Source organism: Aquiluna sp. Uisw_065 (genome assembly GCF_047731275.1).
Lineage (GTDB): Bacteria > Actinomycetota > Actinomycetes > Actinomycetales > Microbacteriaceae > Aquiluna.
Map to the genome: position 1 here is coordinate 1,335,867 of NZ_CP159836.1, position 21,434 is coordinate 1,357,300.

Below are 21,434 nucleotides of genomic sequence, written 5' to 3' on the forward strand. Positions count from 1 at the left end.
AGTTTTTGAGATGCTTACTAAAGGTGTGTTTGGGGCTCTAAGAACCCTGCTTGGGCTGGCGCTGGTTGGCAGCGTGATCTGGCAGGTTGCTGACAGGATTCGAGTCGATTTATTTCGACCAACCGAGTACTTTGCATACTTCTCTATTACCTCGGCTGTCTTCGCTGGTTTCGTGCTGGTGGTTAGCGGTCTGGTGTTACTTCAGGGCAAGAATGAATCTGAGCGGCTGAACATAATTCGCCTGATTGCGGTTGTCTCAATGATCATTGTTGGGGTTGTCTACCACGCACTGCTTGGTGATACAGCACTGGACCCAAGAGACGTCGGCTATGACTGGCCAAGGATTCCGAATGCGATAATCCACACCTACGCACCGGTTCTGATTGCGCTTGACTACTTATTCTCACTCAAGGGCCCAAGGCCAAGGTTGCGCCAAGCGCTCTGGGTAGTTCTTTATCCACTTGCCTGGCTGGGACTCTCGATTATTCGCGGTCTAAATGATGGCTGGTGGCCCTACTGGTTTATAAACCCAGGAAGCGAAGGTGGAGTGATTGGCATGCTCACCTACATTGCGATTATTGCTGTTGCCTTTATTATCTTGGGCTTTATCGTGCTGGGGCTAAGGCTTGCGATAGCGAAAGCGCTTAGAACTTCTAGCTCATAGTCTGGGTAACCATAAGGTGCCAGCGGATCCACCGCCAAGACTTACATACCCAGATACGAGTGATTCCGTGCCGCATGATGTTCTCGACTAGGTCTAGTAAATAGGTCGAGTAAGTAGGTCGAGTAAATAGGCGGAGTAAATAAGGTGATCCGGTCAGGCCGCAAGGCGACGCTGGTGAATTGGCTCCGTCAGCAAGTAGCGGTAATGAAATTAGTTTGCCCGCAGCGCTGTTGTTGATTGACATGCTTATAAATCACGAACTGACAATGTTGGATGGCTCTAAAAAGAACCTCCACGAATTTTCCGGTGACCTTCTTATGGTGGTCAATGTTGCCTCACGCTGCGGACTTGCGCCGCAGTACGAAACTCTCGAGGCCATGCAGAAGAAGTACTCCTCACGTGGGTTCACCGTGCTGGGTGTTCCGTCTGGATCTTTTATGCAAGAACTAAAAAACAGCGAAGATATCTCTGAATACTGCTCCACGACTTGGGGTATCACCTTCCCGATGCTTGAAAAGGCTGACGTGAATGGACGCAAGCGCCACCCGCTTTACAAAGAATTAGTTAAAGCCAAAGACGGGATGGGTCTTGCCGGTCCAGTGATGTGGAACTTCGAAAAGTTCTTAGTGGCGCCAGATGGCAAAATCATGCGCTTTAGGCCACAAACCAAACCGGACTCAGAAGACATCATCGCGGCCATTGAGGCAAACCTGCCGCGCTAATCTTGCCTCATGGCAATAACGGTGGTGGCAGGGATCGTTCAGGATTCTGAAGGTCTCTTGCTCTGCGCTAAGCGCGGAGACTGGAAAGATGCCGCCGGCAAATGGGAGTTTCCAGGGGGTAAGCCTCTAGAAAACGAACCTCTCGAAGACGCCTTGATTCGTGAGCTCAGAGAAGAACTCGCGATTGAAGTCAAACCACTGCGTATCTTTGATCGCTCAACCACAATTGTCGACGATATTGAAATAGACCTTGTTTGCTTCAGCGCGGTTCTAGTCAGCCCGAGGCCAACCGGATCCAGCGACCACTCTGAAATTCGATGGCTGAAAGAAACGGAGCTGTCTAGCCTGGATTGGGCGGCTCCCGATTTGCCCGCGGTAAAAAAGCTAACAATGCCTTTTTGTTAGGCCAGCTTGAAGCCTTCTTTGTCGTCTAGCTTCTTGACCGCAATCAAAATGATGTCAATGATTGTCCAGATACCCAGGCCACCGAACGTGATTAGCTTCAAGATTCCAGTGCCGATTTTGCCAAGATAGAAACGATCAACGCCCAGCGTCCCGATTATCACCGACAACAAAAGAGCAATTAGCCATTCTCTTTTAGAAAACACTCCCGGGATCTGCTTGGCATTCCAATGCTCCCCATTTGCATCAGCCACTATTGATTCGCCTGTAATTTTTCCGGCGCTTGCCCATGTTTTGAGTTCTTCGGTAGTCAGTTTGTGTTCATTGCCCGGTAGCTTCAGGGTCCAATTACTCATTCTTTTGCCTTTCTTTTTCAAGTTCTAACCTACGCTCTCCCATCACCCACGCTGCCATGAGTGCTGTGAGCGCAGAAAATAGGGCGATCCCCACCACCATCAGAAGGCTTGCGATAAACCGTCCATCCGGGGTAATCGGAAACTTATCCCCGTAGCCCACGGTCGTGACCGATGCTATTGACCACCAAATCGCATCCCCGAAGGTGTTTATGTTCGAGCCGGCAACCCCGCGCTCGGCCTCCAGAGCCGCGATTGCTGCGGTGAAAAGAGTCAGCGGCAAACTAACCGCGACTACTAGGCCAACCTTTGACGCTCTGGTTCTGAATAGCGGCGCAACCCCTCTTATGACTAGCAGCACACCAAAGACCCTGAATGCCCTAAATGCCGGCAGGATAGCGGCGGCAATCGCCAACCAGTTGCGCTTCAAAAACTGCAGAAACCCAGCAAGAGTGAGCAGTTCCTTGCCAGCTCCGATAAGGCGCAGGACTAGGTCGATAAGGAAGACAGCGTAGATAAAAACCTGAGCGATGCTCAGCGCATCGTAGGCAGCACCAGTGGGCTGAGCCAGTACTTGATAGGCGTAGACGGCAAGAAAGGAAAACCCCAGAACCAGCAAAACGGGCTCTATTTTGTCAAAGTACGAATTTAGCGCCCGCTTCATTGCTGCCATGGTTGGTGCCTACCTATCAGTCCCTAAGCACTCAGGCTAGTCCAGGGTGAGAAGCGGGAACCTAAGATAGGCGGCTTTCCAGCGCAAAGCATCTGATCGCCAGGCCAAATCATCAGCCAATTCGGCCATCGCTGCCCAGAAAAAAATCGTGATCAGATCAACGCTCAAGTAACTGATTGTGTCTCCGGGAAAGGCTTTTCCTAGGAACCGTCGAAGAAGGGTTGGCATGTCCCCAAAACCGTGCTCATGCAGCTGGGCCCTAACTTCAAACTCAATTTCCTTGGCTCTTCTTGGGTTCCAAGGAGTCATTGGGTTTGGGTAGTGCAACATGTCGCTTAGCTCTAGCGCCTGGCGGTAGCGAACATCTTCAAGACGATCGAAAATCGGGACAAACCGTTCCATCTCGTAGCCGTGCTTACGCAAGTCAAGAATGTCCGGGTAAGAAGCGAAGCGATAGAAAGGAACGTGAGGACGAACCGATTGATAAGGCCTGGAAGTGAAGCTAGCAAGAAGTGGATCAACGCCAATAGCCGCGGCACCCCAAGTGTTGAAGGCCTCATCCGGGTAAGGGATTTGCTCCAGTTCTTCAGGCGTTGGATTGCTCATCTTTAATATTGTCTTCCAATTGGGTCAGTTTTAAACTGAAAAATGAGAAATTGTGGAAATCGTTGTCTTCCTTGGCCTATTTGCTTCTTTTGGTATTGCGCGAATAAAACACAACAACGCAAGGCCGATACAAAGTCCTCATCTGACGTAGCAAAAGAGCAAACGCGCTGCGACGGTTACGCGACCCTCTTCCGAGCCTGATAAGGGCTGAGCGCTGCTACCAAAGAGTGCCCTTGCAGCAGGCTTATAAAGAGCTTTTTTATTTCGGCTGCTGGCTAACCAAGCATGTCGTGACGGACCAGAGTCGCATCCCGATCTGGCCCAACACCGATGGCACTGATTCTGGTGCCGGACATCTTTTCCAGAGCCAAGACATAATCCTTGGCGTTCTTTGGAAGATCATCGAAGTTCTTCACGCCGGTAATGTCCTCTTCCCAACCCGGGAACATTTCATAAATCGGCTTCGCGTGGTGGAAATCGGTCTGCGAAACCGGAACCTCTTCAACCCTTGTTCCATCAACGTCGTACGCGACGCACACCGGAATTTCCTTGAGGCCGGTTAGGACATCAAGCTTGGTCAAAAAGATATCCGTAAGGCCGTTCACCCTGGTTGCATACCGAGCAATCGGAGCATCGAACCAGCCGCAGCGCCTGTCGCGACCAGTTGTCACTCCAACTTCGTGTCCAACTGTTCTTAGGAACTCACCCATGTCATCGAATAGCTCGGTTGGAAAAGGACCTGCGCCAACTCTGGTTGTGTAGGCCTTCAGGATGCCAATGACACCGCTGATTTTTGTCGGCCCAATACCACTGCCGGTAGTCGCGCCACCGGCCGTTGGGTTCGAGGAGGTCACAAAAGGATAGGTTCCGTGGTCTACATCCAAAAGTGTGCCCTGTCCGCCCTCAAGCAAAACAGTCTGACCTTTATCGATTGCCTGGTTCAAAACCAACGAAGTGTCGGCGACCATCGGGCGCAGGCGCTCGGCGAAGGACAACATGTGCTCAACAACGTCCTCAGGCTTAACCGCAGCGCGATTGTAAATCTTTACAAGGAGCTCATTTTTCTGAGCCAAAGCGGCTTCGACCTTTTGCAAAAGAATGCTTGGGTCAAAAAGATCCTGAACCCTGATGCCGAGTCTGCCCATCTTGTCGGCATAGGTCGGGCCAATGCCACGACCGGTTGTTCCAATGGCTCGCTTGCCCAGGAAGCGCTCTGAAACCTTGTCGACGGTGACGTGATATGGCGTGATGATGTGGGCATTTGCCGATATCAACAACTTTGAGGTGTCGACTCCCTTTTCGATTAGGTTGTCAATTTCCTTGAACAAAACCTCTAGGTCAATGACCACGCCGTTTCCAATTACCGGGGTGCAGGCGGGGGTCAGGATTCCAGAAGGTAAGAGGTGAAGAGCGAACTTCTTGTCACCGATAACTACGGTGTGGCCAGCGTTATTGCCACCTTGGTAGCGAACCACGTAATCAACGCGGCTGCCAAGTAAATCGGTGGCCTTACCTTTACCTTCGTCGCCCCATTGGGCTCCAACGAGAACTACTGCAGGCATAGAAGGCCCCTTTCTAAAAAATTAGGGGGAGATTCGGGTTATCGACCCTTTTTCAAGTCTACCCAAAAACGTGCTGCATCACCCAGGTGTGCATAGTTATTGAGGCCGCAGCCGAGGCGTTTATCGACCTAGTCGAACCAAACTGGGTAATTTCCAAAACCATGTCCGCTGCATCGAGCGCTAATTGACTGAGCCCTGGGCCTTCTTGACCAAACAGGAAAAGGCACTCGGCAGGCAGCTTTACATTTTCGAGCTGCCTGCAGCCTGGGACGTTATCGATTGCAATAATCGGTAACTTACCTCCGTCGGCTGCTCCAGTCTCTGTCCAGGCCACTAACTCTTCGATGGTGGGCACGTGCCTAACGTGCTGGTAGCGATCCGTAACCATCGCACCGCGACGATTCCAGCGTTTATTGCCGATGATATGGACTTCTTTTGCTAGAAATGCGTTCGCGGTTCTGACGATCGAACCAATGTTTAGATCATGCTGCCAGTTCTCAATTGCAACGTGATACGGGTGGCGCTTCGTATCAAGGTCCGCAACGATTGCGCGCATGGTCCAATACCGATATTCGTCCACTACGTTTCTGGTGTCGCCGTTCTGAAGTAGCTCTAAATCAAACTTTTCAAAGTCCGGGTGCCCAGGACCGGGTAGCTTACCTGGCCAAGGTCCGACTCCCCAGGTAGGTTGCTCTTGGGTTCCGGTCACGTTTTCATCACTCACGGGCTAAAGCCTAAAGCTATGGTTGTACTTATGAGAGAACGAACTGAAATTATTAGCTGGCTTACCGACATGGATGGTGTGCTTTGGCACGAAGGTAAGGCGATCCCGGGGGCACCGGAGCTAATAAAAAAGTGGTTGGAAGCCGAGACTAAGTTCTTGGTTCTGACTAATAATTCGATCTACACGCCTCATGATCTTTCCATTCGCCTGAAATCGGGCGGCCTAGATGTTCCGGAAAGCCTGATTTACACTTCCGCAATGGCGACCGCTGACTTTCTAAACCACCAGTCACCAAAAAGCACAGCCTACGTAATTGGCGAAAACGGACTAATCACCGCAATGCACGAGATTGGTTATGTTTTCACCGAGTCGAAGCCTGAGTATGTGGTGCTCGGCGAGACTCGAAACTTGAGCTTTGACAGCCTGACCAAGGCCGCCAGATTCATAAACGCAGGTTCCAAGTTCATCGCTACCAACCCGGATGCCACTGGTCCAAGCAAAGACGGCGTTCTGCTAGCAACCGGCTCCGTCGCTGCGCTTCTAACTAGGGCTACCGGCAAAGACCCATACATTGTTGGCAAGCCAAACCCAATGATGTTCCGGTCCGCAATGCGAAAAATTGGTGCACACTCAGAAACCACGGCAATGATCGGTGACCGCATGGACACCGACGTCGTTGCAGGCATTGAGGCCGGTCTTCATACGATTCTTGTAAGAACCGGCATCTCGGATGACGCGGAAATAGCTAAGTACCCGTTCCGCCCAACCGAAATCATGGATTCGGTGGCGAATCTTCTATAGCGGTTTCTTCCAAGGTGTTAATCGACTTGATGTGTCGACTGAAGGAAACAAGTAGGCCAGCGATCAAAACCGTTACAGCCAACGCAGTGTATGTAGGCTGAACCCCGAATCCATCCACGGCCGAACCAACCGCCACCATTGAGATAAGTGGTCCGGCATTCCAAATAGCCATTTCAAGTGCAAATACGCGGCCTCGCTTGTTGGCTGGTATTTTGCGCTGGATAACTGTGTTTAGAAGCGGCAACAGCGGACCCCAGGCCAGACCCAAAACCAATGCCCCAACAAACATGGCCCACTGAGCTGGGAGTTGGCTCATTGGCAGCATCGCCAGCGGAACACCGAGGATGCCGATTCTCAAAATAGTCGAGTAGCTCAAGAACTTATGAATCTGTTCGAAGAACAGTGCTCCGATAATCGATGCTGCCGCCATGGCGGAAATCAGCAGGCCTAGGCCTGCTGGGTCACCGAGTGAGCTGTAATAGGCCGGCAAAACCACCATCTCGGTTGGAAGATAAATAACAGCCAAAATCGAAATCGCCACCATCATCACCAGAACAGAAGGGGTGGCAAACAAAATCTTGAAGCCTTGCAACGCATAGCGATAAAAAGGCTCTTTCTCAGTTGCATCGTTTGGCTCGTGCTGTTCAACAACTCTCACGAACGACGCCGTCAAGCCGCTTGCTAATGCAAAGGCGGCGACCACTATGAAAGTTTCAGCTGACCCGATTACAGCAATACAGAAGGTTGCTAGGGCAGGACCGAAAGCAAAGCCGGTCGCAAAGACACCCTCGTGTATTGAATTAGCGCGGTCAAGTGTCATCCGGGCAGGGACTGCGATGTCTGGAACCAGAGACTTTCTTGCGGTGGGCCCCGCTGCCGCGAGAACGTTTTTGAGAGTCGCAAGCACTATGAGCCAAGCGATTGTTAGCTCCCACAGACTGGCAACCAAAGGCAGGAGCAGCGTAAGTGCTCCGGTGATTAGCTCAGCCCATACGGCCACTCGTTTTCTGCCGTACTTATCGATAATCGAACCGATGACAGGTATGACAACTAAGCCTGGTATCGCTGTTAGAGATACAACTAAGCCGGCTTGAGCTGCTGAACCACTGATTTCAAGCGCTATCCAAGGAATGGCAATAAACACCATCGAACCCGCGGTCACACTCATAAAGTTTGCAAGTTGGGTTAGGACAAAGGGCGCAACGCGACGCTGCACTTCCACCTTCTTCTACAGACCGAGATCACCTAGCGTGATTGCTGTTAGATAAGGATACCCCGCCGCCTCGATCGCCTGGCGCGCTCCGGTATCACGATCTACTACCGTTGCGACACCGACCACCGTCGCACCGGCTGCAACCAGTGCCTCGGCTGCAGTCAAAGGCGAGCCTCCAGTGGTGGAAGTGTCCTCCAAGACAATTACTCTTTTGCCCTCAACACTTGGGCCTTCAACCTGCCGAGCCATACCGTGGGCTTTTGCTTGCTTGCGGACAACAAAGGCGTCGAGCTCAATACCTCTGGCTGCAGCCTGATGAAGCAGAGCGGTTGCAACGGGGTCGGCGCCCATTGTGAGGCCGCCAACGGCATCGATGTTGCCGAAGCTGTTTGCCTCTAGAAGTTCCAGCATGACCTTACCGATAAGTGGCGCCGCCTCATGGTGGAGGGTTGCTCTTCTTAGATCGACGTAATAATCGGCCTCGAGCCCAGAGGAAAGAGTGACTTTGCCGTGGACAATGGCAAGGTCTTTTATCAGCTCAACTAGACGTGGCAGGTGAATTGAGTTCATGGTCATAGTTAGAGTTTAGAGATGCAAATCGCCACCTGGAACGTAAACTCCGCTCGAGCACGACAAGGCCGCATTGTCGAATTCCTACAACGCACCAAGGTTGACGTGCTTGCGATGCAGGAAATTAAGTGCAAACCCGAACAGTTTCCCTATGAAGCATTCGAAGCAATCGGATACAAGGTCTTGGCTCACGGGCTAAACCAGTGGAACGGTGTGGCCTTTGCCTACCGTGAAGACTTAGTTCCAGAAGATGTTGAAACTTCTTTCTACCAACAGCCCGAATTCAAAGACGTCCAGGAAGCCAGAGCAATTGGGGCAACCTTCAATGGTGTCCGAGTGTGGTCAATCTACGTGCCGAATGGCCGAGAGCTTGATGACCCTCACATGCAATACAAGCTTGAATTCCTAGACCGTCTTGCAGCGACGATGGCCGAGCAGCTTGAAATGGACCCAAGCCTCGAGATTGCGGTGGTGGGGGATTTCAACGTTGCCCCGTTAGATGAAGACGTTTATGACCTGAGCATGTTCGAAACTCACGTTTCTCAGCCCGAAAGAGAAGCCTTTGAAGCATTTGAGCAAATTGGGCTTGCCGACAAGGTCCGTGAACTAGTCCCCAATGCCTATACCTACTGGGACTACAAAGAGCTGTGCTTCCCAAAGAATAAAGGCATGAGAATCGACTTCATGCTCACCTCAGAAGCTCTCACCGAGCGCATCACCGCCGCCACAATTGAGCGGGATGAGCGCAAGGGAGAGCTCCCAAGCGATCACGTTCCTGTGATTTTGACGATTAGTTAGCAGCTATAACCAAAGAGCTCTTGTCTTGAGAGACATCAACAAGCACTTGCGAGCCGTCAATGAGCCCTCCGGCTAACAGGAGATTTGCCAACCGGTCATCGATCTCACGCTGCATAAGTCTGCGCAAAGGTCTGGCCCCATAAACAGGGTCATAACCGTTTTCTGCCAACCACAATCTTGCAGCCGGCGTTACACCGAGTGTTAGGCGCTTATCCTCAAGCCTTTCGGTGAGCTTCTCAATGTTGAGATCGACAATGAAGCCAAGCTCTTCAACGCTTAGTGCATCAAACAGCACGATGTCATCGAGCCTGTTTAGAAACTCTGGCTTGAATGCACTTCGCACCGAGTCCATAACAGCCCGTGACTTCTGGTCATCAGATAGCTCTTGATCTATCAAGAACTGTGAACCCAGGTTTGAAGTCATAATCATGATCGCGTTTCTAAAATCAACGGTTCTGCCCTGACCATCGGTTAGCCGACCATCATCCAGCACCTGCAACAGCACGTCAAAAACCTCTGGGTGGGCCTTTTCGATTTCATCAAAAAGGATCACCGAGTATGGTCTGCGTCTAACCGCTTCGGTCAACTGCCCGCCTTCGCCATATCCGACATAGCCCGGAGGTGCTCCGATCAGACGGCTGACGCTGTGTTTTTCGCCATACTCGCTCATGTCGATTCGAACCATGGAGCGCTCGTCGTCAAACAGGAAATGCGCTAGCGACTTTGCAAGCTCAGTCTTACCAACGCCGGTTGGACCTAGGAACAAAAAAGAACCGGTTGGTCTATCTGGATCGGAAATGCCCGCTTTAGTTCTGCGAACAGCATCGCTAACAGCCTTGACCGCCTTCGATTGGCCAATGAGTCTCTTGCCAAGCTCTCGCTCCAAATTCAGTAGCTTTTTGGACTCTCCAGCAAGCAACCTTCCGGTTGGAATGCCGGTCCAAGCGGAGACAACTGCTGCAATCTCATCTTCGGAAACCCGATCGCCAACCATCCTGTCGGCAGATTGCGTTTCGGTTTCTGCTCGCTCTGCTTCGCTGAGTTCTTTTTCAAGGGCTGGAATCTCCCCGTAGAGGAGCTTGGAAGCTGCCTCTAAGTTTCCCTCGCGCTGAGCGCGCTCTGCCTGAATCCTTAGGGAGTCCAACTTGGTCTTGAGATCACCGATTTTATTGAGCTCGCTTCGCTCTTTTTCCCAGCGGACATTTAGAGAATCAAGCTTTTGTTGTTTCTCGCCCAAATCCTCTTGAAGTTTTTCTAGACGCCTCTTGGACGCTTCATCCTTCTCTTTTTTCAAAGCAAGCTCTTCAAGCTTTAGCCGATCAACTGACCGCCTAAGTTCGTCGATCTCAACCGGAGCAGAGTCAATCTCCATGCGGAGCCTCGAAGCTGCCTCATCGACTAGGTCAATTGCCTTGTCTGGCAATTGGCGACCGGTGATGTAGCGGTTGGAAAGCCCGGCTGCTGCAACCAGGGCACTGTCTGCAATGGTGACCTTGTGGTGTGCTTCGTAGCGCTCTTTCAGGCCGCGAAGAATCGCAACCGTGTCCTCTACCGATGGCTCTCCCACGAAAACTTGCTGGAATCTGCGCTCCAGGGCGGAGTCTTTTTCAATCCGCTCGCGATACTCATCAAGCGTGGTTGCGCCAATTAGGCGAAGTTCACCGCGCGCAAGCATTGGCTTGAGCATATTCGAAGCATCCATTGCGCCGTCAGCCGCTCCAGCGCCGACCAGAGTGTGAATCTCGTCAACGAAAGTGATAATGCCGCCCTCGGCATCTTGGATTTCCTTAAGAACTGCTTTTAGGCGCTCTTCAAACTCACCACGAAACTTGCTGCCGGCAACCATTGCCGATAGATCAAGGCTTATCAGGGCCTTGTTCTTTAGGCTTTCCGGAACATCACCCGCCACGATTCTTTGGGCCAGGCCCTCGACAACTGCTGTTTTTCCAACTCCTGGTTCACCGATTAGCACAGGGTTGTTTTTGGTCCTTCGCGATAACACCTGGCTAACCCTGCGGATTTCGGCATCTCTGCCGATAACGGGATCAAGCTTGCCCGATCTTGCAATTGCTGTCAGATCAATCCCAAATAGTTCAAGAGCACTTTTTTGCCGTTCTTGCCCCTGCTGCTCTTTACTCATCTAACGCCTCTTCCACAGCACTACAGAGCCCGAGCGCTCAGGGCGCTGTCCGGGGTTGAGTCTGATTACGCCTTGCTCGCCAGCGGCAAACACCCGGTTCCCCGGTTGACTCATTACTTGATTTGCTAATTCGCGCTCGAGATCTCTGACGCGAGCATTGAGGGCAGTGTTTTGGTCAACGAGTTCTAGGACTCGTCTAATGCCCTCAAGAGAAACCCCCTCGGCACTTAGCCTTGCGACTTCGCGGAGATGAGCTACGTCTTGCATTGTGTAGCGACGCGACCTGCCGGAGGTTCTGGTGGGGGAGACTAATCCGATTCGGTCATACTGCCTAAGAGTTTGTGGGTGCATGCCGCAAAGCTCTGCGGCCACTGAAATCACAAACAGCGGTGTGTCCTGGCTAATATCCACAACCCCTCCTTACAGAAGTCCTGCCCTACTGATAAGTGTCGCTCTTGGGTCTTCGACCGGTATTTCGCTGTCGAACGCCCTAAGCGCCTCTTCGGCTTTCTTGCTGATTCGGTTTGGAACCAGAATATCTACCGAGGCCAATAAATCACCCTGGTGAGATTCGTGCTGCACGCCTTTACCCTTTACGCGCAGTGTCCTGCCGTTTGGTGTTCCGGGAGCAACCTTTAGCTTCACTGGCTCCCCGCCGAGCACTGGGACTGAAATAATTGCGCCAAGTACTGCTTCGGCAAAAGTAACCGGCACCACCACTCGGACATTGTCGCCATCTCTAGTGAAAACTGGATGAGGTCTGACCTTGATGGTCACGACAAGATCTCCGGCTTGGCCGCCATTTGGCGACGGCTGTCCTTTGCCCTTGAGTTTTAGTTTTTGACCATCCTGAATACCAGCCGGAACCTTCAAGGTCACCGGTTTTCCGGACACGGTTAGCTTGATGTTGGTGCCGTGAATCGAATCAATAAAGTCAACGCTCGAGGAAGTAGTTAGATCTTGGCCGCGCTGCGGAGCAAAGCCGCCGCCGCCAAAGCCGCCGCCGCCGCCGCCGAAGAAGTTTGAAAACACATCTTCAAAGCCGCCGCCTTGACCTCCACGCCCGCCGGCTTGGAACCGAGCACCGCCGCCCATTGCACGAACAGCGTCATACTCCTTGCGTTCAGTGACATCGGACAAGACGTCGTAAGCCTCGGAGACGTCCTTGAACCTTGACTCTGCGGCCTGGTTTCCCGGGTGCAGGTCAGGGTGATTGGCTTTAGCTAACTTTCGATATGCCTTCTTGAGATCGGCATCGCTAACGCCCTTGGTGACCCCAAGGATTTTGTAAAAATCCTTTTCAATCCAGTCTTGCGACGCCATCTAACTCATCCCTTATTCGGCTGGTAAGAACACGGCGACCTTGGCGGGTCGCAATAATCGATCTTGAATCTTGTAGCCGGGCTCAATAACATCTGCCACTTCAGCCACGGTGACCTCAGGGTTTGGGTTTTGAACAAGAGCATCGTGGAGCTCCGGGTCAAAACGTTCGCCCTTTGCCCCGAAGGTTACAAGCCCAAATTTTTCACCGGCAGCTCTTAGCTTTTGAGCAACTGCTGCCATCGGCGAACCCTCAGGCAAATCGCCATGCGACTCCGCTCTGGTTAGGTCATCAAGGGCAGGTAGGAATGCTCTAATCGCTTCCGAAATAGCGGACTGACGTTCAGCACCTCGGTCGCGCTCAACGCGTGATCGATAGTTCACAAAGTCAGCCTGCAAGCGCTGCATGTCCTGGAAGATCTCTAGTTCGCGGTCAACCGCGTCCTTTGCTTCATCCTTTACATCTGCACTGGCGTCAGTGTCGGTATCGGCCGAAGAATCAGAGGTTGACTCCACCGGGGAGCCCTCCTCTTTCATCTCTTCGGCCTGATCTCCCTCGTTGTGCTCGGGGTTTGGATTCTTATCTGACATTACTTCTTGTCCTTGGTGTTCTCGTCTGGAGCGTCATCTTCGGGAGCGTCTTTTGCAGCAGGTGTTTCAGTCTCATCGTCTTCAACGACTTCAGCGTCCACTACGTCCTCTTCTGCCTCTGGAGCTGCCTGCTCTTCACCTTCAGCCGGTTGGTTGGCATAGATTGCTTCACCAAGCTTCTGGGCAGAGGTTGACAGCTTCTCCTGAGCAGCCTTGACCGCATCAGCGTCATCACCCGCGAGCGCCGCCTTTAGTGCGTCAACGTCGGCCTGGACCTCAGTTTTCACGTCTTCGGGTAGCTTCTCGTCGTTTTCCTTGATCAACTTGTCGGTTGAATAGGCAAGCTGTTCTGCTTGGTTGCGGGTTTCTGCCTCTTCGCGACGCAGCTTGTCTTCGGCAGCGTGCTCTTCGGCATCCTTGACCATGCGCTCAATGTCCTCTTCGGATAGCGAGGAGCCTCCGGTGATAGTCATTGATTGCTCCTTGCCGGTTCCCTTGTCCTTGGCAGACACGTGAACAATTCCGTTAGCGTCAATGTCAAAAGTGACCTCAACCTGTGGGACGCCACGTGGTGCTGGCGCAATACCGGTTAGTTCGAAGTTTCCAAGACTCTTGTTATCCCTTGTGAACTCGCGCTCGCCCTGGAAAACCTGAATGGAAACACTTGGCTGATTATCATCAGCGGTTGTAAAGGTTTCGCTTCTCTTGGTTGGAATCGCGGTGTTGCGATCAATCAACCTGGTCATCATTCCACCCTTGGTTTCAATACCAAGTGCGAGTGGGGTCACGTCAATAAGTAGAACGTCTTTACGCTCACCTCTGATAACGCCGGCCTGCAGTGCTGCTCCGACAGAAACAACCTCATCCGGGTTCACGCCCTTGTTTGGCTCTTTACCGCCAAGCAATTTGGTTACCAACTCGGTAACCGCTGGCATACGAGTTGATCCACCGACCATGACAACGTGAGCGATGTCAGCCACCTTCACTCCGGCTTCCTTTACTACGTCTAGGAACGGCTTGCGGGTTCTCTCGAGTAGATCAGAAGTCATGTCTTCAAACTGAGCCCTGGTGAGGGTTTCATCTAGGTTCGCGGGACCCGCATCAGTCAAGGAAAGGTATGGCAACTGAAGCTGAGTAGTCGTTGACTGGCTCAGTTCTTTCTTTGCCTGCTCAGCAGCTTCTTTTAGTCGCTGCAACGCGATCTTGTCCTTTGAAACATCAACACCGGTGGTTTCTTTGAATTTCTTGACCAAGTAGTCGACTACGCGCTGGTCCCAGTCATCTCCACCAAGCTTGTTGTCTCCGCTGGTTGAGCGAACCTGGATGGTTGAGAAGTCATCATCCTTGCCAACCTCGAGTAGAGAAACATCGAATGTTCCACCACCAAGGTCAAACACCAAAATCAACTCGTCCTCCTTACCCTTGTCCAAGCCGTAGGCAAGTGCTGCCGCGGTTGGCTCATTGATAATGCGAAGCACGTTTAGGCCTGCGATCTCGCCGGCTTCCTTGGTTGCCTGACGCTCAGAGTCGTTGAAATATGCTGGAACAGTAATAACCGCGTCGGTAACGCTCTCGCCAAGGTAAGTCTCAGCATCGCGCTTAAGCTTCATCAAAATACGCGCTGAGATTTCCTGTGGGGTGTAATCCTTATCTTCGACCTTGAACTTCCAGTCGGTACCCATGTGACGCTTCACCGATGAAACGGTGCGGTCAACGTTTGTGACTGCTTGGCGCTTCGCAGTTTCACCAACTAGGACGTTGTCATCCTTAGTGAAAGCAACCACCGATGGGGTGGTGCGGAAACCTTCTGCGTTTGAGATAACCTTTGGTTCGCCAGCTTCCAGCACCGTAACCGCGCTGTTAGTGGTTCCTAGGTCAATGCCTACTGCTCTTCCCATTTGTTGCTCCTTCTTTGTGAAAGCTATTTTCGAAACTCGTGAACTTATGGCCCAAGTTGAGCCACATGTGCTCAAGTTTGACCTAGCGCCGAATGCTTGTCAAGAATGGTTAGCTGAGAGTTGAGTGTTAATGACTCAACTTTGAGGCAAGGGTAGAGTTTTATCGTGAACCCTCTAGCATTCAACGACCTAGCGCCCTTGGCAACCCTGTATAGAGGGGGCATGGCCGAGTCTTTTCATCACGGTGTTGCGGTATTGCTCGCTACCGACGGCAACATCTTGAAGGAAGCTGGAAACGCCAAGGCGCAGATCTTTCCAAGAAGCGCACTAAAACCGGTGCAGGCCGTTGCCATGCGGGAAATGGGTCTGTGGCTATCTGGCCAGAATTTAGTTCTCTCGATGGCCAGCCACCTAGGGACAACCGAGCACCGATCACTAGTTGCGAGCCTGTTGACCGAATATGGCTTTAGTGAAACGGATTTACAGTGCCCGATTTCCCATCCGGCTAGCCCGAGCGCTAAGGGTGACCCAAAATCCAGGTTGGCCATGAACTGCTCCGGCAAGCACGCCAGCTTTCTGGCTACCTGCAAGATAAACAACTGGAGTGCCTCCGACTATTTGAACCCTGAGCACCCGCTGCAACAAGGCATGAAACAGAAAATCGAGCAGTTGGTAGGCGAGAAGGTTGCACTGACTACAACCGATGGCTGCGGGGCGCCATTGTTCGCCATTTCAACTCTCGGGCTTGCCAGATCCATTGCCGGGTTCATGAGTGAGGGTGCCTCTCTATTTGAAGCGGCCAAGGCCAACCCTTGGGTAATTGGAGACCATGGCACCGCAGATGCGGTGTTCCTGCGCCATGGACTCATGGCCAAGATCGGCGCAGAGGGTGTCTTTGTTGTCGGACTAGAAACCGGAGAAGCGCTGGCAATCAAAATTGCCGATGGCAATTTGCGGGCCGCTCCAGCATTGGCGGCCAAGCTTCTAAGGGACTCTGGGCTAATTACTCAGGCACGTTTTGAAAAGCTTTGGTTGGAGGTTGCACCCAAGATTCTCGGTGGCGACAAGATTATGGGTGAATTGGTCCTCGAGTAGCGCGGTTTTAGCTTTTCGAGTTTGGTTGTGAGTATCGCTTGAACCATAGAGCCGATCAGGCGATTACGGGCGCTGTCTTCTGGGTAAAACTTGAGGGAGTTGCCTCGATTGCTGTTTTCGCCCCAAATAAGGGTGAAAACAGTCAAATAGTTCGTGCTGAACTGGTTGCCAAAAAGTGAATTTTTAGTCTGTTGAGGCATAGCTACGCTTCCTTTAGGAGTAATCTCGGGCCATGACCAACATAGATGTTGCAGCAGCTAGGCCAAAAGGAACATTCTCGTGGGCACTCTGGGACTGGGCATCACAGGCCTTCCCTACAGTTGTCACCTCCTTTATCTTCGGCCGCTACATAACAAGTGAGTTCTTCGCTCCTGCTGGCTACTCGCTTGCGGAAGCCGGCCAATACACGGCCTTTTGGCTAGGGATATCCGGCGTTGTAGCCGGAGTGCTAATCGCTCTCATCGCTCCGATTGTGGGTCGCCGGGCTGACACCTCGGGACGCAAGAAGTTCTGGCTGATGGTCAACACTTATCTATTTGCAGGCACTATCGGTTTGATGTTCTTCGTGGCACCCTCAAGTGACTTTTTTGTGTTTGGCCTGGTGCTCCTTGCAGCAGGAGGCATCTTCTTCGAGTTTGCAACCGTGAACTACAACTCAATGCTGAATGAGGTCGCCAGACCTCATGAGCGCGGCAAAATAAGCCAGTTTGGCTGGGGCCTTGGCTATATCGGTGGAATCATCCTGCTGGTGATGGCGCTCTGGATCATTCAGTTCGGCGGAGCCGAACTGCTGGGCATCCCGGACACTGATGCACTGTCGGTACGAGTAGTGATGGTAATCAGCATGTTCTGGGTAATTATCTTCTCGATCCCTTTGATGCTGAAGGTTCCAGAAGCGAAGCCGATTGCTGGCACCGAGAATGAAGGCGTACTGCTTGCCTACAAAAAGTTGATTCGCTCGCTTGTAACCATGCGGAAAGAAAACCCAAACCTTTTGAAGTTCTTGATCGCCTCGGCTGTCTACCGCGATGGCCTAAACGGTGTGTTTGCCTATGGTGCGGTGCTGGGTGGCATTGCTTTTGGCTTGGACCTAACAGAAATAATTTTGTTTGGAATTGCGGCAAACATAGTTGCCGGCATTGGGGCATTCGTTGGGTCGTTCTTTGAAGACCGCGTTGGCTCCAGGAAAATTATCTTTCTATCTCTAGTTGGAGTGATAGTCGGTGGCTTCGGGGTATTTATTTTTGAAAGCGCCGGAACAATCGCCTTCTTTAGCTTTGGTTTGTTCCTTTGCACTTTTGTGGGTCCTGCTCAGGCAGCTTCTCGAACGATGATGTCTAGGCTCTCGGCCGATGACAAGCAGGGCGAAGCATTCGGGCTTTACGCCACCACCGGAAGAGCCGTCAGCTTTTTGGCGCCAGCGGCCTGGGCAATCTTCGTGGGACTGTTCTCACCAATTTATGGGATTCTCGGTTTGATGTTGATTTTGGTGGTTGGTTTGCTGCTGCTTATATCCGTTAGGGCAATAGCAGCCCCTGCGGCAGCTAGCTAGGCTTTTTCCTCAGCTCGTAGCATCTAACTAATGTCAAAGCGCAATTGAGGAAGACTGGAATCGGCAACGAGAGGCCGCCTATGGGATCGACCAGAGGGCCTTAGTTCAATACGGATTTCGGCGATATTGCGCGATGATGAACCAGCTATCAACACCATTTCGACGGTTCACTCCATGCTCGGCGCTGGTTTTCTCCCACTTTGCAAGCTCGCTCTCAGCAGACCAGCTTCAAAAACTAAAAGATGTTTTAGCCAAGTAGTCTTCCAAGATGGAGATTCCTCTATACCTGCTGATTATTCTGATCGAGTGGGTAATGCTCGTAACGGTCGCCGGACCGTTGTTCTTTGCCGGTCGTTTCAATAAGACGCCAAACATCGGCATCTGGTTTTGGTTCACAATCCTGATCTCTGCGGTTTTGGCAACTGCTGTTTCCTTGGTTATTGCCACGGCCTCGATCTTTACGACTTGGCAAAATCTTGCCGCTGGACAAAACCTTGGCATAACGCTGCTAGCAAGTTTCGCGCCCTGGGTGCTGCTTGGTGCAGCGGGTATTTTGCTGGCCTTGGCCAACCAGCGACTTGCTCCACTGTTTGCCATGAAAGACAAACTGGACCCACTGGCAGATCGAACGGCTAGACAAATCATGGCCTACCGCAAGGCACAAATCATGGAGCTAGATGTCTCTGGTTACTTTGCGCTAACCCGTGACAAGCAGATTTATCTTTCCAAGTCAGTTTTTGAATTACCGGCCAAACAACTCGCGGCAATCATGCGACAAGAATACGGGCACATAAAATTTCGTCACCAAGACCTAAAGCGGTTCGCACATTTGTTTTATCGACTATTTCCCTGGGTTGTAGCGTCTAGGGCCCTGGTTCATGAGATAGACCGGCTCTGCGAACTGAGCGCCTATAAATACGCCATTTACCGTGTTTACTCGAAGGACCTGATCGAAGCTAGGTCCAAGTTCAGGTAGGGAAGCAACGCTTATTTACAGAGGATTGTTGCCGGTGTCGGTGACATGAAAGTTCAGGTAGCTCCTGGAAGCGGTTGGGCCGCGCTGTCCTTGATACCTAGATCCATAAGCCGAACTCCCGTAAGGATTCTGACTGGCACTCGAAAGCTGGAAAAAACACAGCTGACCGATCTTCATGCCCGGCCAAAGCTTTATGGGCAGACTCGCAACGTTTGAAAGCTCCAGGGTCACGTGGCCCTGAAAGCCAGGATCCACAAAGCCCGCGGTTGAATGAGTCAAGAGACCTAGACGCCCAAGCGAGCTCTTGCCTTCGAGCCTTGCTGCAATGTCATCCGGCAGGGTCACGTATTCGAAGCTCGATCCCAACACGAATTCACCCGGGTGCAAAATAAAAGCCTCATCTGATTTCACTTCAACCAAACGGGTTAGGTCATCCTGCTGCTCACGAGGGTCAATAAATGGATACTTGTGGTTATCAAATAACCGGAAGAATCGATCTAGCCTCACGTCAATGCTGCTTGGCTGCATTAGCCCTAAATCCAAAGGATCTAAAGCAATACGACCGGCGTCAATTTGGGCTTTGATGTCTCTATCTGAAAGCAGCATGGCTCTAAGGTTAGTGACTCAGGCCGATTTTTTTATGAACTGCCTTGAGCCACTTAGGCGCCCACCAGTTTGCGGCTCCAAATAGCCGCATTAGTGCCGGAACCAACAGAGCCCTGACCACAGTGGCATCGAGCAGAATCGCGAAGGCAATTCCAAATCCGAGCATCTTCATTATTGACACTCCCGACGACGCGAACGCCCCAAAGGTAACGGCCAAAATAAATGCTGCGGCAGTGATAATCCTGCCGGAGCGCTGCAAACCAATTGCGACCGAGTTCTCGGTATTCATGCCGGCGTCGTGCTGCTCTTTGATTCTTGAGAGCAAAAACATCTCGTAGTCCATTGATAAACCAAATGCCACGACCGCGACCATCACCAGCGAAGAAGTGTCGAGGGTTCCGGTGACCGAGTACTCGCCAATCAGCCATTGCAAGTGACCGTTTTGGAATATGTAACTCAACACTCCGACCACGGCGCCAAGCGAGAGTACGTTAAGTGCAATTGCCTTGAGCGGCAAAAGTACACTGCCGGTAAACAGAAACAGCAGCACATATGCGGTTATAAATATCCACAGCACCGCAAGCGGCAGCGCATCTTCAATGCCCTGCTGCGAGTCTGTGTAATAAGCCCCGCCGCCGCCAATTAATACTTGATCTAGATCGGAATCAAGACCCCTTAGTAAAACCGTTTGATCGTAACCGGCTGGGCTTCTGGGCTCAACGAGAGTGATCGCATTAATCCTGACCCAAGAGGTGTCCTCCCGAGTCGGGACGATAGCGACCCTGGCAATATCTGGCTGAGCTTGCACCAGCACGACATAGTCATTTATCGCCTCATCGCTGCCCTGAACAAGTATTTCTATCGGCGAAGACTCTCGGCCATCAAAGCGCTCTCTCAAGAGGTTAGAGGCAACCGAAGCAGGGCTACCCTTGGGCAATACTCGGTCATCCACCTGACCAAACACGGCATCGGTTGACAGCGAGAACATGCCTGAGAGACCAAGAATCGTTACGAACAAAATTGGCAATGGCCTGCGCATCGTGAAGCGAGCAATTTTCTCCCAAATGCCCTTGTCACATGGTGCTAACTTGCGCTTGAAGATTCTTATCGAATCGACCTTGTCGCCCAAAAGGACTAACTGAGCCGGAATCACGATCGCCGCTCCGATGACCGCCAGTGTCACAACCGTGAACCCGGCAAGTGCAAAGGACTGCAGGAAGTACTGTGGGAAAAACGCCATTGAAATCATGACCAGTGCGACGGTGAGACCAGAGAAAATCACGGTCTTACCGGCAGTGGTAATGGTTACAACCGTTGATTCTTCAACGCTGTTTCCGGCCGCTCGCTCCTCACGAAAACGGTTCACTACCAACAGGCTGTAATCGATGCCGAGACCGAGACCGAGACCAGTGATCAAGTTCACTGCAAAGATCGACACGTCAGTGAACTCACTTACGCCCCAGACCACGAAGAACGATCCGACGATTGCAAGCCCGCCAACAAATAACGGTAATCCGGCTGCAACTAGAGATCCAAAGACAAACAGCAGCAGCAAAAGCACAATTGGTATTGCAATGATTTCGGCCCTAATTAGGTCCTGCTCAATGGTTTCTGTGATTGCTTTTGTCACGGCGCCGAAGCCGGCGATGTGAACCTCTGCACCCAGGTAATCGCCAGTGAATTCATCAATGATCAGGGCAGTGGGAACAGATTGGCTGATACCATTTTGAAGATCCACTAGTACATAGACCAACTTGCCGTCAGTAGAAACAAGTGAGTCTGGTGAACCAAGTGAGTAGTAGTTATCAACCGAGATAACGCCATCTATTTTTGCCAGATCATCACTTAGTTCCGTGACCAGTTCAAAATACTTTGGCGCTCCGTTGGAATTTAGTTCGTTGGCATTACCTGGTAAATCAACTAGGACTATTACCTCGGCCGGATCTAGAGCAAACTCAGTGCCAAGGAGTTCACTGACGGTTGCCGAATCCGAGTTAGGGTCGTCATAGCCGCCACCTTGCAGGTTGCCAAAAACCTGGAATCCCCAAACGCTGCTGAGCGCTATAAGGGCTATAAACCCGAAGAGTACAAACTTGGCACGACGCACAATGAAGTTAGCCAGGGAGATCATTTGGTCCTTTACTTCTTTTGTTTGAAGATAAAGCCTT

Annotated in this window: 23 protein-coding genes; 9 read left to right on the forward strand and 14 right to left on the reverse strand. The window is 51.7% G+C overall.

Features of this window, described 5'->3' with window-relative positions; genetic code table 11:
• Positions 1 to 10 precede the first annotated feature (10 nt).
• The 3 genes from ABXT50_RS06735 to ABXT50_RS06745 all read left to right on the forward strand — a co-directional run bounded on the left by ABXT50_RS06735 (position 11) and on the right by ABXT50_RS06745 (position 1,791).
• Positions 11 to 664, forward strand: a complete 654-nt coding sequence (locus tag ABXT50_RS06735) for a Pr6Pr family membrane protein (protein WP_415274094.1) — start codon at positions 11 to 13, stop codon at positions 662 to 664.
• A gap of 242 nt (positions 665 to 906) precedes the next feature.
• Positions 907 to 1,386 carry a glutathione peroxidase gene (locus ABXT50_RS06740; protein WP_415274829.1) on the forward strand — a complete coding sequence of 160 codons (480 nt, stop codon included), beginning with the start codon at positions 907 to 909 and terminating at the stop codon, positions 1,384 to 1,386.
• A gap of 9 nt (positions 1,387 to 1,395) precedes the next feature.
• Complete coding sequence (locus tag ABXT50_RS06745; protein WP_415274095.1) at positions 1,396 to 1,791, forward strand: (deoxy)nucleoside triphosphate pyrophosphohydrolase; 396 nt, start codon at positions 1,396 to 1,398, stop codon at positions 1,789 to 1,791.
• Here ABXT50_RS06745 and ABXT50_RS06750 read toward each other — a convergent pair.
• The 5 genes from ABXT50_RS06750 to ABXT50_RS06770 all read right to left on the reverse strand — a co-directional run bounded on the left by ABXT50_RS06750 (position 1,788) and on the right by ABXT50_RS06770 (position 5,706).
• A complete protein-coding gene (locus tag ABXT50_RS06750) occupies positions 1,788 to 2,144 on the reverse strand; it encodes a TM2 domain-containing protein (RefSeq protein ID WP_415274096.1) in 357 nt (118 codons plus the stop codon). The two genes, ABXT50_RS06745 and ABXT50_RS06750, sit on opposite strands and share 4 nt — an antisense overlap.
• Positions 2,137 to 2,814, reverse strand: a complete 678-nt coding sequence (locus ABXT50_RS06755; RefSeq protein ID WP_415274097.1) for a potassium channel family protein — start codon at positions 2,812 to 2,814, stop codon at positions 2,137 to 2,139. The genes ABXT50_RS06750 and ABXT50_RS06755 overlap by 8 nt, the downstream gene beginning before the upstream one ends.
• 36 nt (positions 2,815 to 2,850) lie before the next feature.
• On the reverse strand, positions 2,851 to 3,420 hold the full coding sequence (locus ABXT50_RS06760; protein WP_415274098.1) for a hypothetical protein: 570 nt from the start codon (positions 3,418 to 3,420) through the stop codon (positions 2,851 to 2,853).
• A 275-nt stretch (positions 3,421 to 3,695) separates the two neighbouring features.
• Positions 3,696 to 4,982, reverse strand: coding sequence for an adenylosuccinate synthase (locus ABXT50_RS06765; protein ID WP_415274099.1), 1,287 nt, complete (start codon positions 4,980 to 4,982; stop codon positions 3,696 to 3,698).
• 58 nt (positions 4,983 to 5,040) lie between these two features.
• On the reverse strand, positions 5,041 to 5,706 hold the full coding sequence (locus ABXT50_RS06770) for a TrmH family RNA methyltransferase (RefSeq protein ID WP_415274100.1): 666 nt from the start codon (positions 5,704 to 5,706) through the stop codon (positions 5,041 to 5,043).
• A 30-nt stretch (positions 5,707 to 5,736) separates the two neighbouring features.
• Between ABXT50_RS06770 and ABXT50_RS06775 the strand changes: the two genes are divergently transcribed.
• Positions 5,737 to 6,507, forward strand: coding sequence for an HAD-IIA family hydrolase (locus tag ABXT50_RS06775; protein WP_415274830.1), 771 nt, complete (start codon positions 5,737 to 5,739; stop codon positions 6,505 to 6,507).
• On the opposite strand, the gene ABXT50_RS06780 is transcribed toward ABXT50_RS06775, so the two are convergent.
• Together ABXT50_RS06780 and pyrE are read right to left on the reverse strand one after the other, a co-directional pair.
• Positions 6,479 to 7,723 (reverse strand): MFS transporter, encoded by a 1,245-nt coding sequence (locus ABXT50_RS06780; RefSeq protein ID WP_415274101.1) that lies wholly within the window; start codon positions 7,721 to 7,723, stop codon positions 6,479 to 6,481. The genes ABXT50_RS06775 and ABXT50_RS06780 overlap by 29 nt on opposite strands.
• Positions 7,724 to 7,735: 12 nt before the next feature.
• Positions 7,736 to 8,296, reverse strand: coding sequence for an orotate phosphoribosyltransferase (pyrE, locus tag ABXT50_RS06785; protein WP_415274102.1), 561 nt, complete (start codon positions 8,294 to 8,296; stop codon positions 7,736 to 7,738).
• 15 nt (positions 8,297 to 8,311) lie between these two features.
• On the opposite strand from pyrE, the gene ABXT50_RS06790 reads away from it, so the two are divergent.
• Positions 8,312 to 9,088, forward strand: coding sequence for an exodeoxyribonuclease III (locus tag ABXT50_RS06790; RefSeq protein WP_415274103.1), 777 nt, complete (start codon positions 8,312 to 8,314; stop codon positions 9,086 to 9,088).
• Here ABXT50_RS06790 and ABXT50_RS06795 read toward each other — a convergent pair.
• Genes ABXT50_RS06795 through dnaK form a run of 5 tightly spaced genes read right to left on the reverse strand, consistent with a single transcriptional unit; the run spans position 9,081 to position 15,037 of the window.
• On the reverse strand, positions 9,081 to 11,228 hold the full coding sequence (locus tag ABXT50_RS06795) for an ATP-dependent Clp protease ATP-binding subunit (RefSeq protein WP_415274104.1): 2,148 nt from the start codon (positions 11,226 to 11,228) through the stop codon (positions 9,081 to 9,083). The genes ABXT50_RS06790 and ABXT50_RS06795 overlap by 8 nt on opposite strands.
• The gene (locus ABXT50_RS06800; protein WP_415274831.1) at positions 11,229 to 11,633 is read right to left on the reverse strand and encodes a heat shock protein transcriptional repressor HspR; all 405 of its coding nucleotides are present in this window, start codon (positions 11,631 to 11,633) and stop codon (positions 11,229 to 11,231) included.
• 15 nt (positions 11,634 to 11,648) lie between these two features.
• On the reverse strand, positions 11,649 to 12,551 hold the full coding sequence (locus tag ABXT50_RS06805) for a DnaJ C-terminal domain-containing protein (RefSeq protein ID WP_415274105.1): 903 nt from the start codon (positions 12,549 to 12,551) through the stop codon (positions 11,649 to 11,651).
• Positions 12,552 to 12,563: 12 nt separating this feature from the next.
• Complete coding sequence (locus ABXT50_RS06810; RefSeq protein ID WP_415274106.1) at positions 12,564 to 13,139, reverse strand: nucleotide exchange factor GrpE; 576 nt, start codon at positions 13,137 to 13,139, stop codon at positions 12,564 to 12,566.
• On the reverse strand, positions 13,139 to 15,037 hold the full coding sequence (gene dnaK / locus ABXT50_RS06815; protein ID WP_415274107.1) for a molecular chaperone DnaK: 1,899 nt from the start codon (positions 15,035 to 15,037) through the stop codon (positions 13,139 to 13,141). The genes ABXT50_RS06810 and dnaK overlap by 1 nt, the downstream gene beginning before the upstream one ends.
• Positions 15,038 to 15,202: 165 nt before the next feature.
• On the opposite strand from dnaK, the gene ABXT50_RS06820 reads away from it, so the two are divergent.
• The 4 genes from ABXT50_RS06820 to ABXT50_RS06835 all read left to right on the forward strand — a co-directional run bounded on the left by ABXT50_RS06820 (position 15,203) and on the right by ABXT50_RS06835 (position 18,660).
• On the forward strand, positions 15,203 to 16,132 hold the full coding sequence (locus ABXT50_RS06820) for an asparaginase (RefSeq protein WP_415274108.1): 930 nt from the start codon (positions 15,203 to 15,205) through the stop codon (positions 16,130 to 16,132).
• Positions 16,133 to 16,170: 38 nt separating this feature from the next.
• Positions 16,171 to 16,311, forward strand: a complete 141-nt coding sequence (locus ABXT50_RS06825; RefSeq protein ID WP_415274109.1) for a hypothetical protein — start codon at positions 16,171 to 16,173, stop codon at positions 16,309 to 16,311.
• Positions 16,312 to 16,364: 53 nt separating this feature from the next.
• On the forward strand, positions 16,365 to 17,684 hold the full coding sequence (locus ABXT50_RS06830; protein ID WP_415274110.1) for an MFS transporter: 1,320 nt from the start codon (positions 16,365 to 16,367) through the stop codon (positions 17,682 to 17,684).
• Positions 17,685 to 17,952: 268 nt separating this feature from the next.
• Positions 17,953 to 18,660, forward strand: a complete 708-nt coding sequence (locus ABXT50_RS06835; RefSeq protein WP_415274111.1) for a hypothetical protein — start codon at positions 17,953 to 17,955, stop codon at positions 18,658 to 18,660.
• A 15-nt stretch (positions 18,661 to 18,675) separates the two neighbouring features.
• Here ABXT50_RS06835 and dcd read toward each other — a convergent pair whose 3' ends face one another.
• Positions 18,676 to 19,266, reverse strand: a complete 591-nt coding sequence (gene dcd, locus ABXT50_RS06840) for a dCTP deaminase (RefSeq protein ID WP_415274112.1) — start codon at positions 19,264 to 19,266, stop codon at positions 18,676 to 18,678.
• 10 nt (positions 19,267 to 19,276) lie between these two features.
• On the reverse strand, positions 19,277 to 21,397 hold the full coding sequence (locus ABXT50_RS06845; RefSeq protein WP_415274113.1) for an MMPL family transporter: 2,121 nt from the start codon (positions 21,395 to 21,397) through the stop codon (positions 19,277 to 19,279).
• Between the last annotated feature and the right edge of the window lie 37 nt (positions 21,398 to 21,434).

Bases quoted from the DNA above. Each gene is read 5' to 3' on its own strand.
- ABXT50_RS06845 (WP_415274113.1), bottom strand. From the start codon at position 21,397: ATGATCTCCCTGGCTAACTTCATTGTGCGTCGTGCCAAGTTTGTACTC.
- ABXT50_RS06795 (WP_415274104.1), bottom strand. From the start codon at position 11,228: ATGAGTAAAGAGCAGCAGGGGCAAGAACGGCAAAAAAGTGCTCTTGAA.
- ABXT50_RS06805 (WP_415274105.1), bottom strand. From the start codon at position 12,551: ATGGCGTCGCAAGACTGGATTGAAAAGGATTTTTACAAAATCCTTGGG.
- ABXT50_RS06750 (WP_415274096.1), bottom strand. From the start codon at position 2,144: ATGAGTAATTGGACCCTGAAGCTACCGGGCAATGAACACAAACTGACT.
- ABXT50_RS06740 (WP_415274829.1), top strand. From the start codon at position 907: ATGCTTATAAATCACGAACTGACAATGTTGGATGGCTCTAAAAAGAAC.
- ABXT50_RS06745 (WP_415274095.1), top strand. From the start codon at position 1,396: ATGGCAATAACGGTGGTGGCAGGGATCGTTCAGGATTCTGAAGGTCTC.
- dnaK (WP_415274107.1), bottom strand. From the start codon at position 15,037: ATGGGAAGAGCAGTAGGCATTGACCTAGGAACCACTAACAGCGCGGTT.
- dcd (WP_415274112.1), bottom strand. From the start codon at position 19,266: ATGCTGCTTTCAGATAGAGACATCAAAGCCCAAATTGACGCCGGTCGT.
- pyrE (WP_415274102.1), bottom strand. From the start codon at position 8,296: ATGACCATGAACTCAATTCACCTGCCACGTCTAGTTGAGCTGATAAAA.
- ABXT50_RS06765 (WP_415274099.1), bottom strand. From the start codon at position 4,982: ATGCCTGCAGTAGTTCTCGTTGGAGCCCAATGGGGCGACGAAGGTAAA.
- ABXT50_RS06790 (WP_415274103.1), top strand. From the start codon at position 8,312: ATGCAAATCGCCACCTGGAACGTAAACTCCGCTCGAGCACGACAAGGC.
- ABXT50_RS06775 (WP_415274830.1), top strand. From the start codon at position 5,737: ATGAGAGAACGAACTGAAATTATTAGCTGGCTTACCGACATGGATGGT.
- ABXT50_RS06735 (WP_415274094.1), top strand. From the start codon at position 11: ATGCTTACTAAAGGTGTGTTTGGGGCTCTAAGAACCCTGCTTGGGCTG.
- ABXT50_RS06830 (WP_415274110.1), top strand. From the start codon at position 16,365: ATGACCAACATAGATGTTGCAGCAGCTAGGCCAAAAGGAACATTCTCG.
- ABXT50_RS06755 (WP_415274097.1), bottom strand. From the start codon at position 2,814: ATGGCAGCAATGAAGCGGGCGCTAAATTCGTACTTTGACAAAATAGAG.
- ABXT50_RS06810 (WP_415274106.1), bottom strand. From the start codon at position 13,139: ATGTCAGATAAGAATCCAAACCCCGAGCACAACGAGGGAGATCAGGCC.
- ABXT50_RS06760 (WP_415274098.1), bottom strand. From the start codon at position 3,420: ATGAGCAATCCAACGCCTGAAGAACTGGAGCAAATCCCTTACCCGGAT.
- ABXT50_RS06835 (WP_415274111.1), top strand. From the start codon at position 17,953: ATGGAGATTCCTCTATACCTGCTGATTATTCTGATCGAGTGGGTAATG.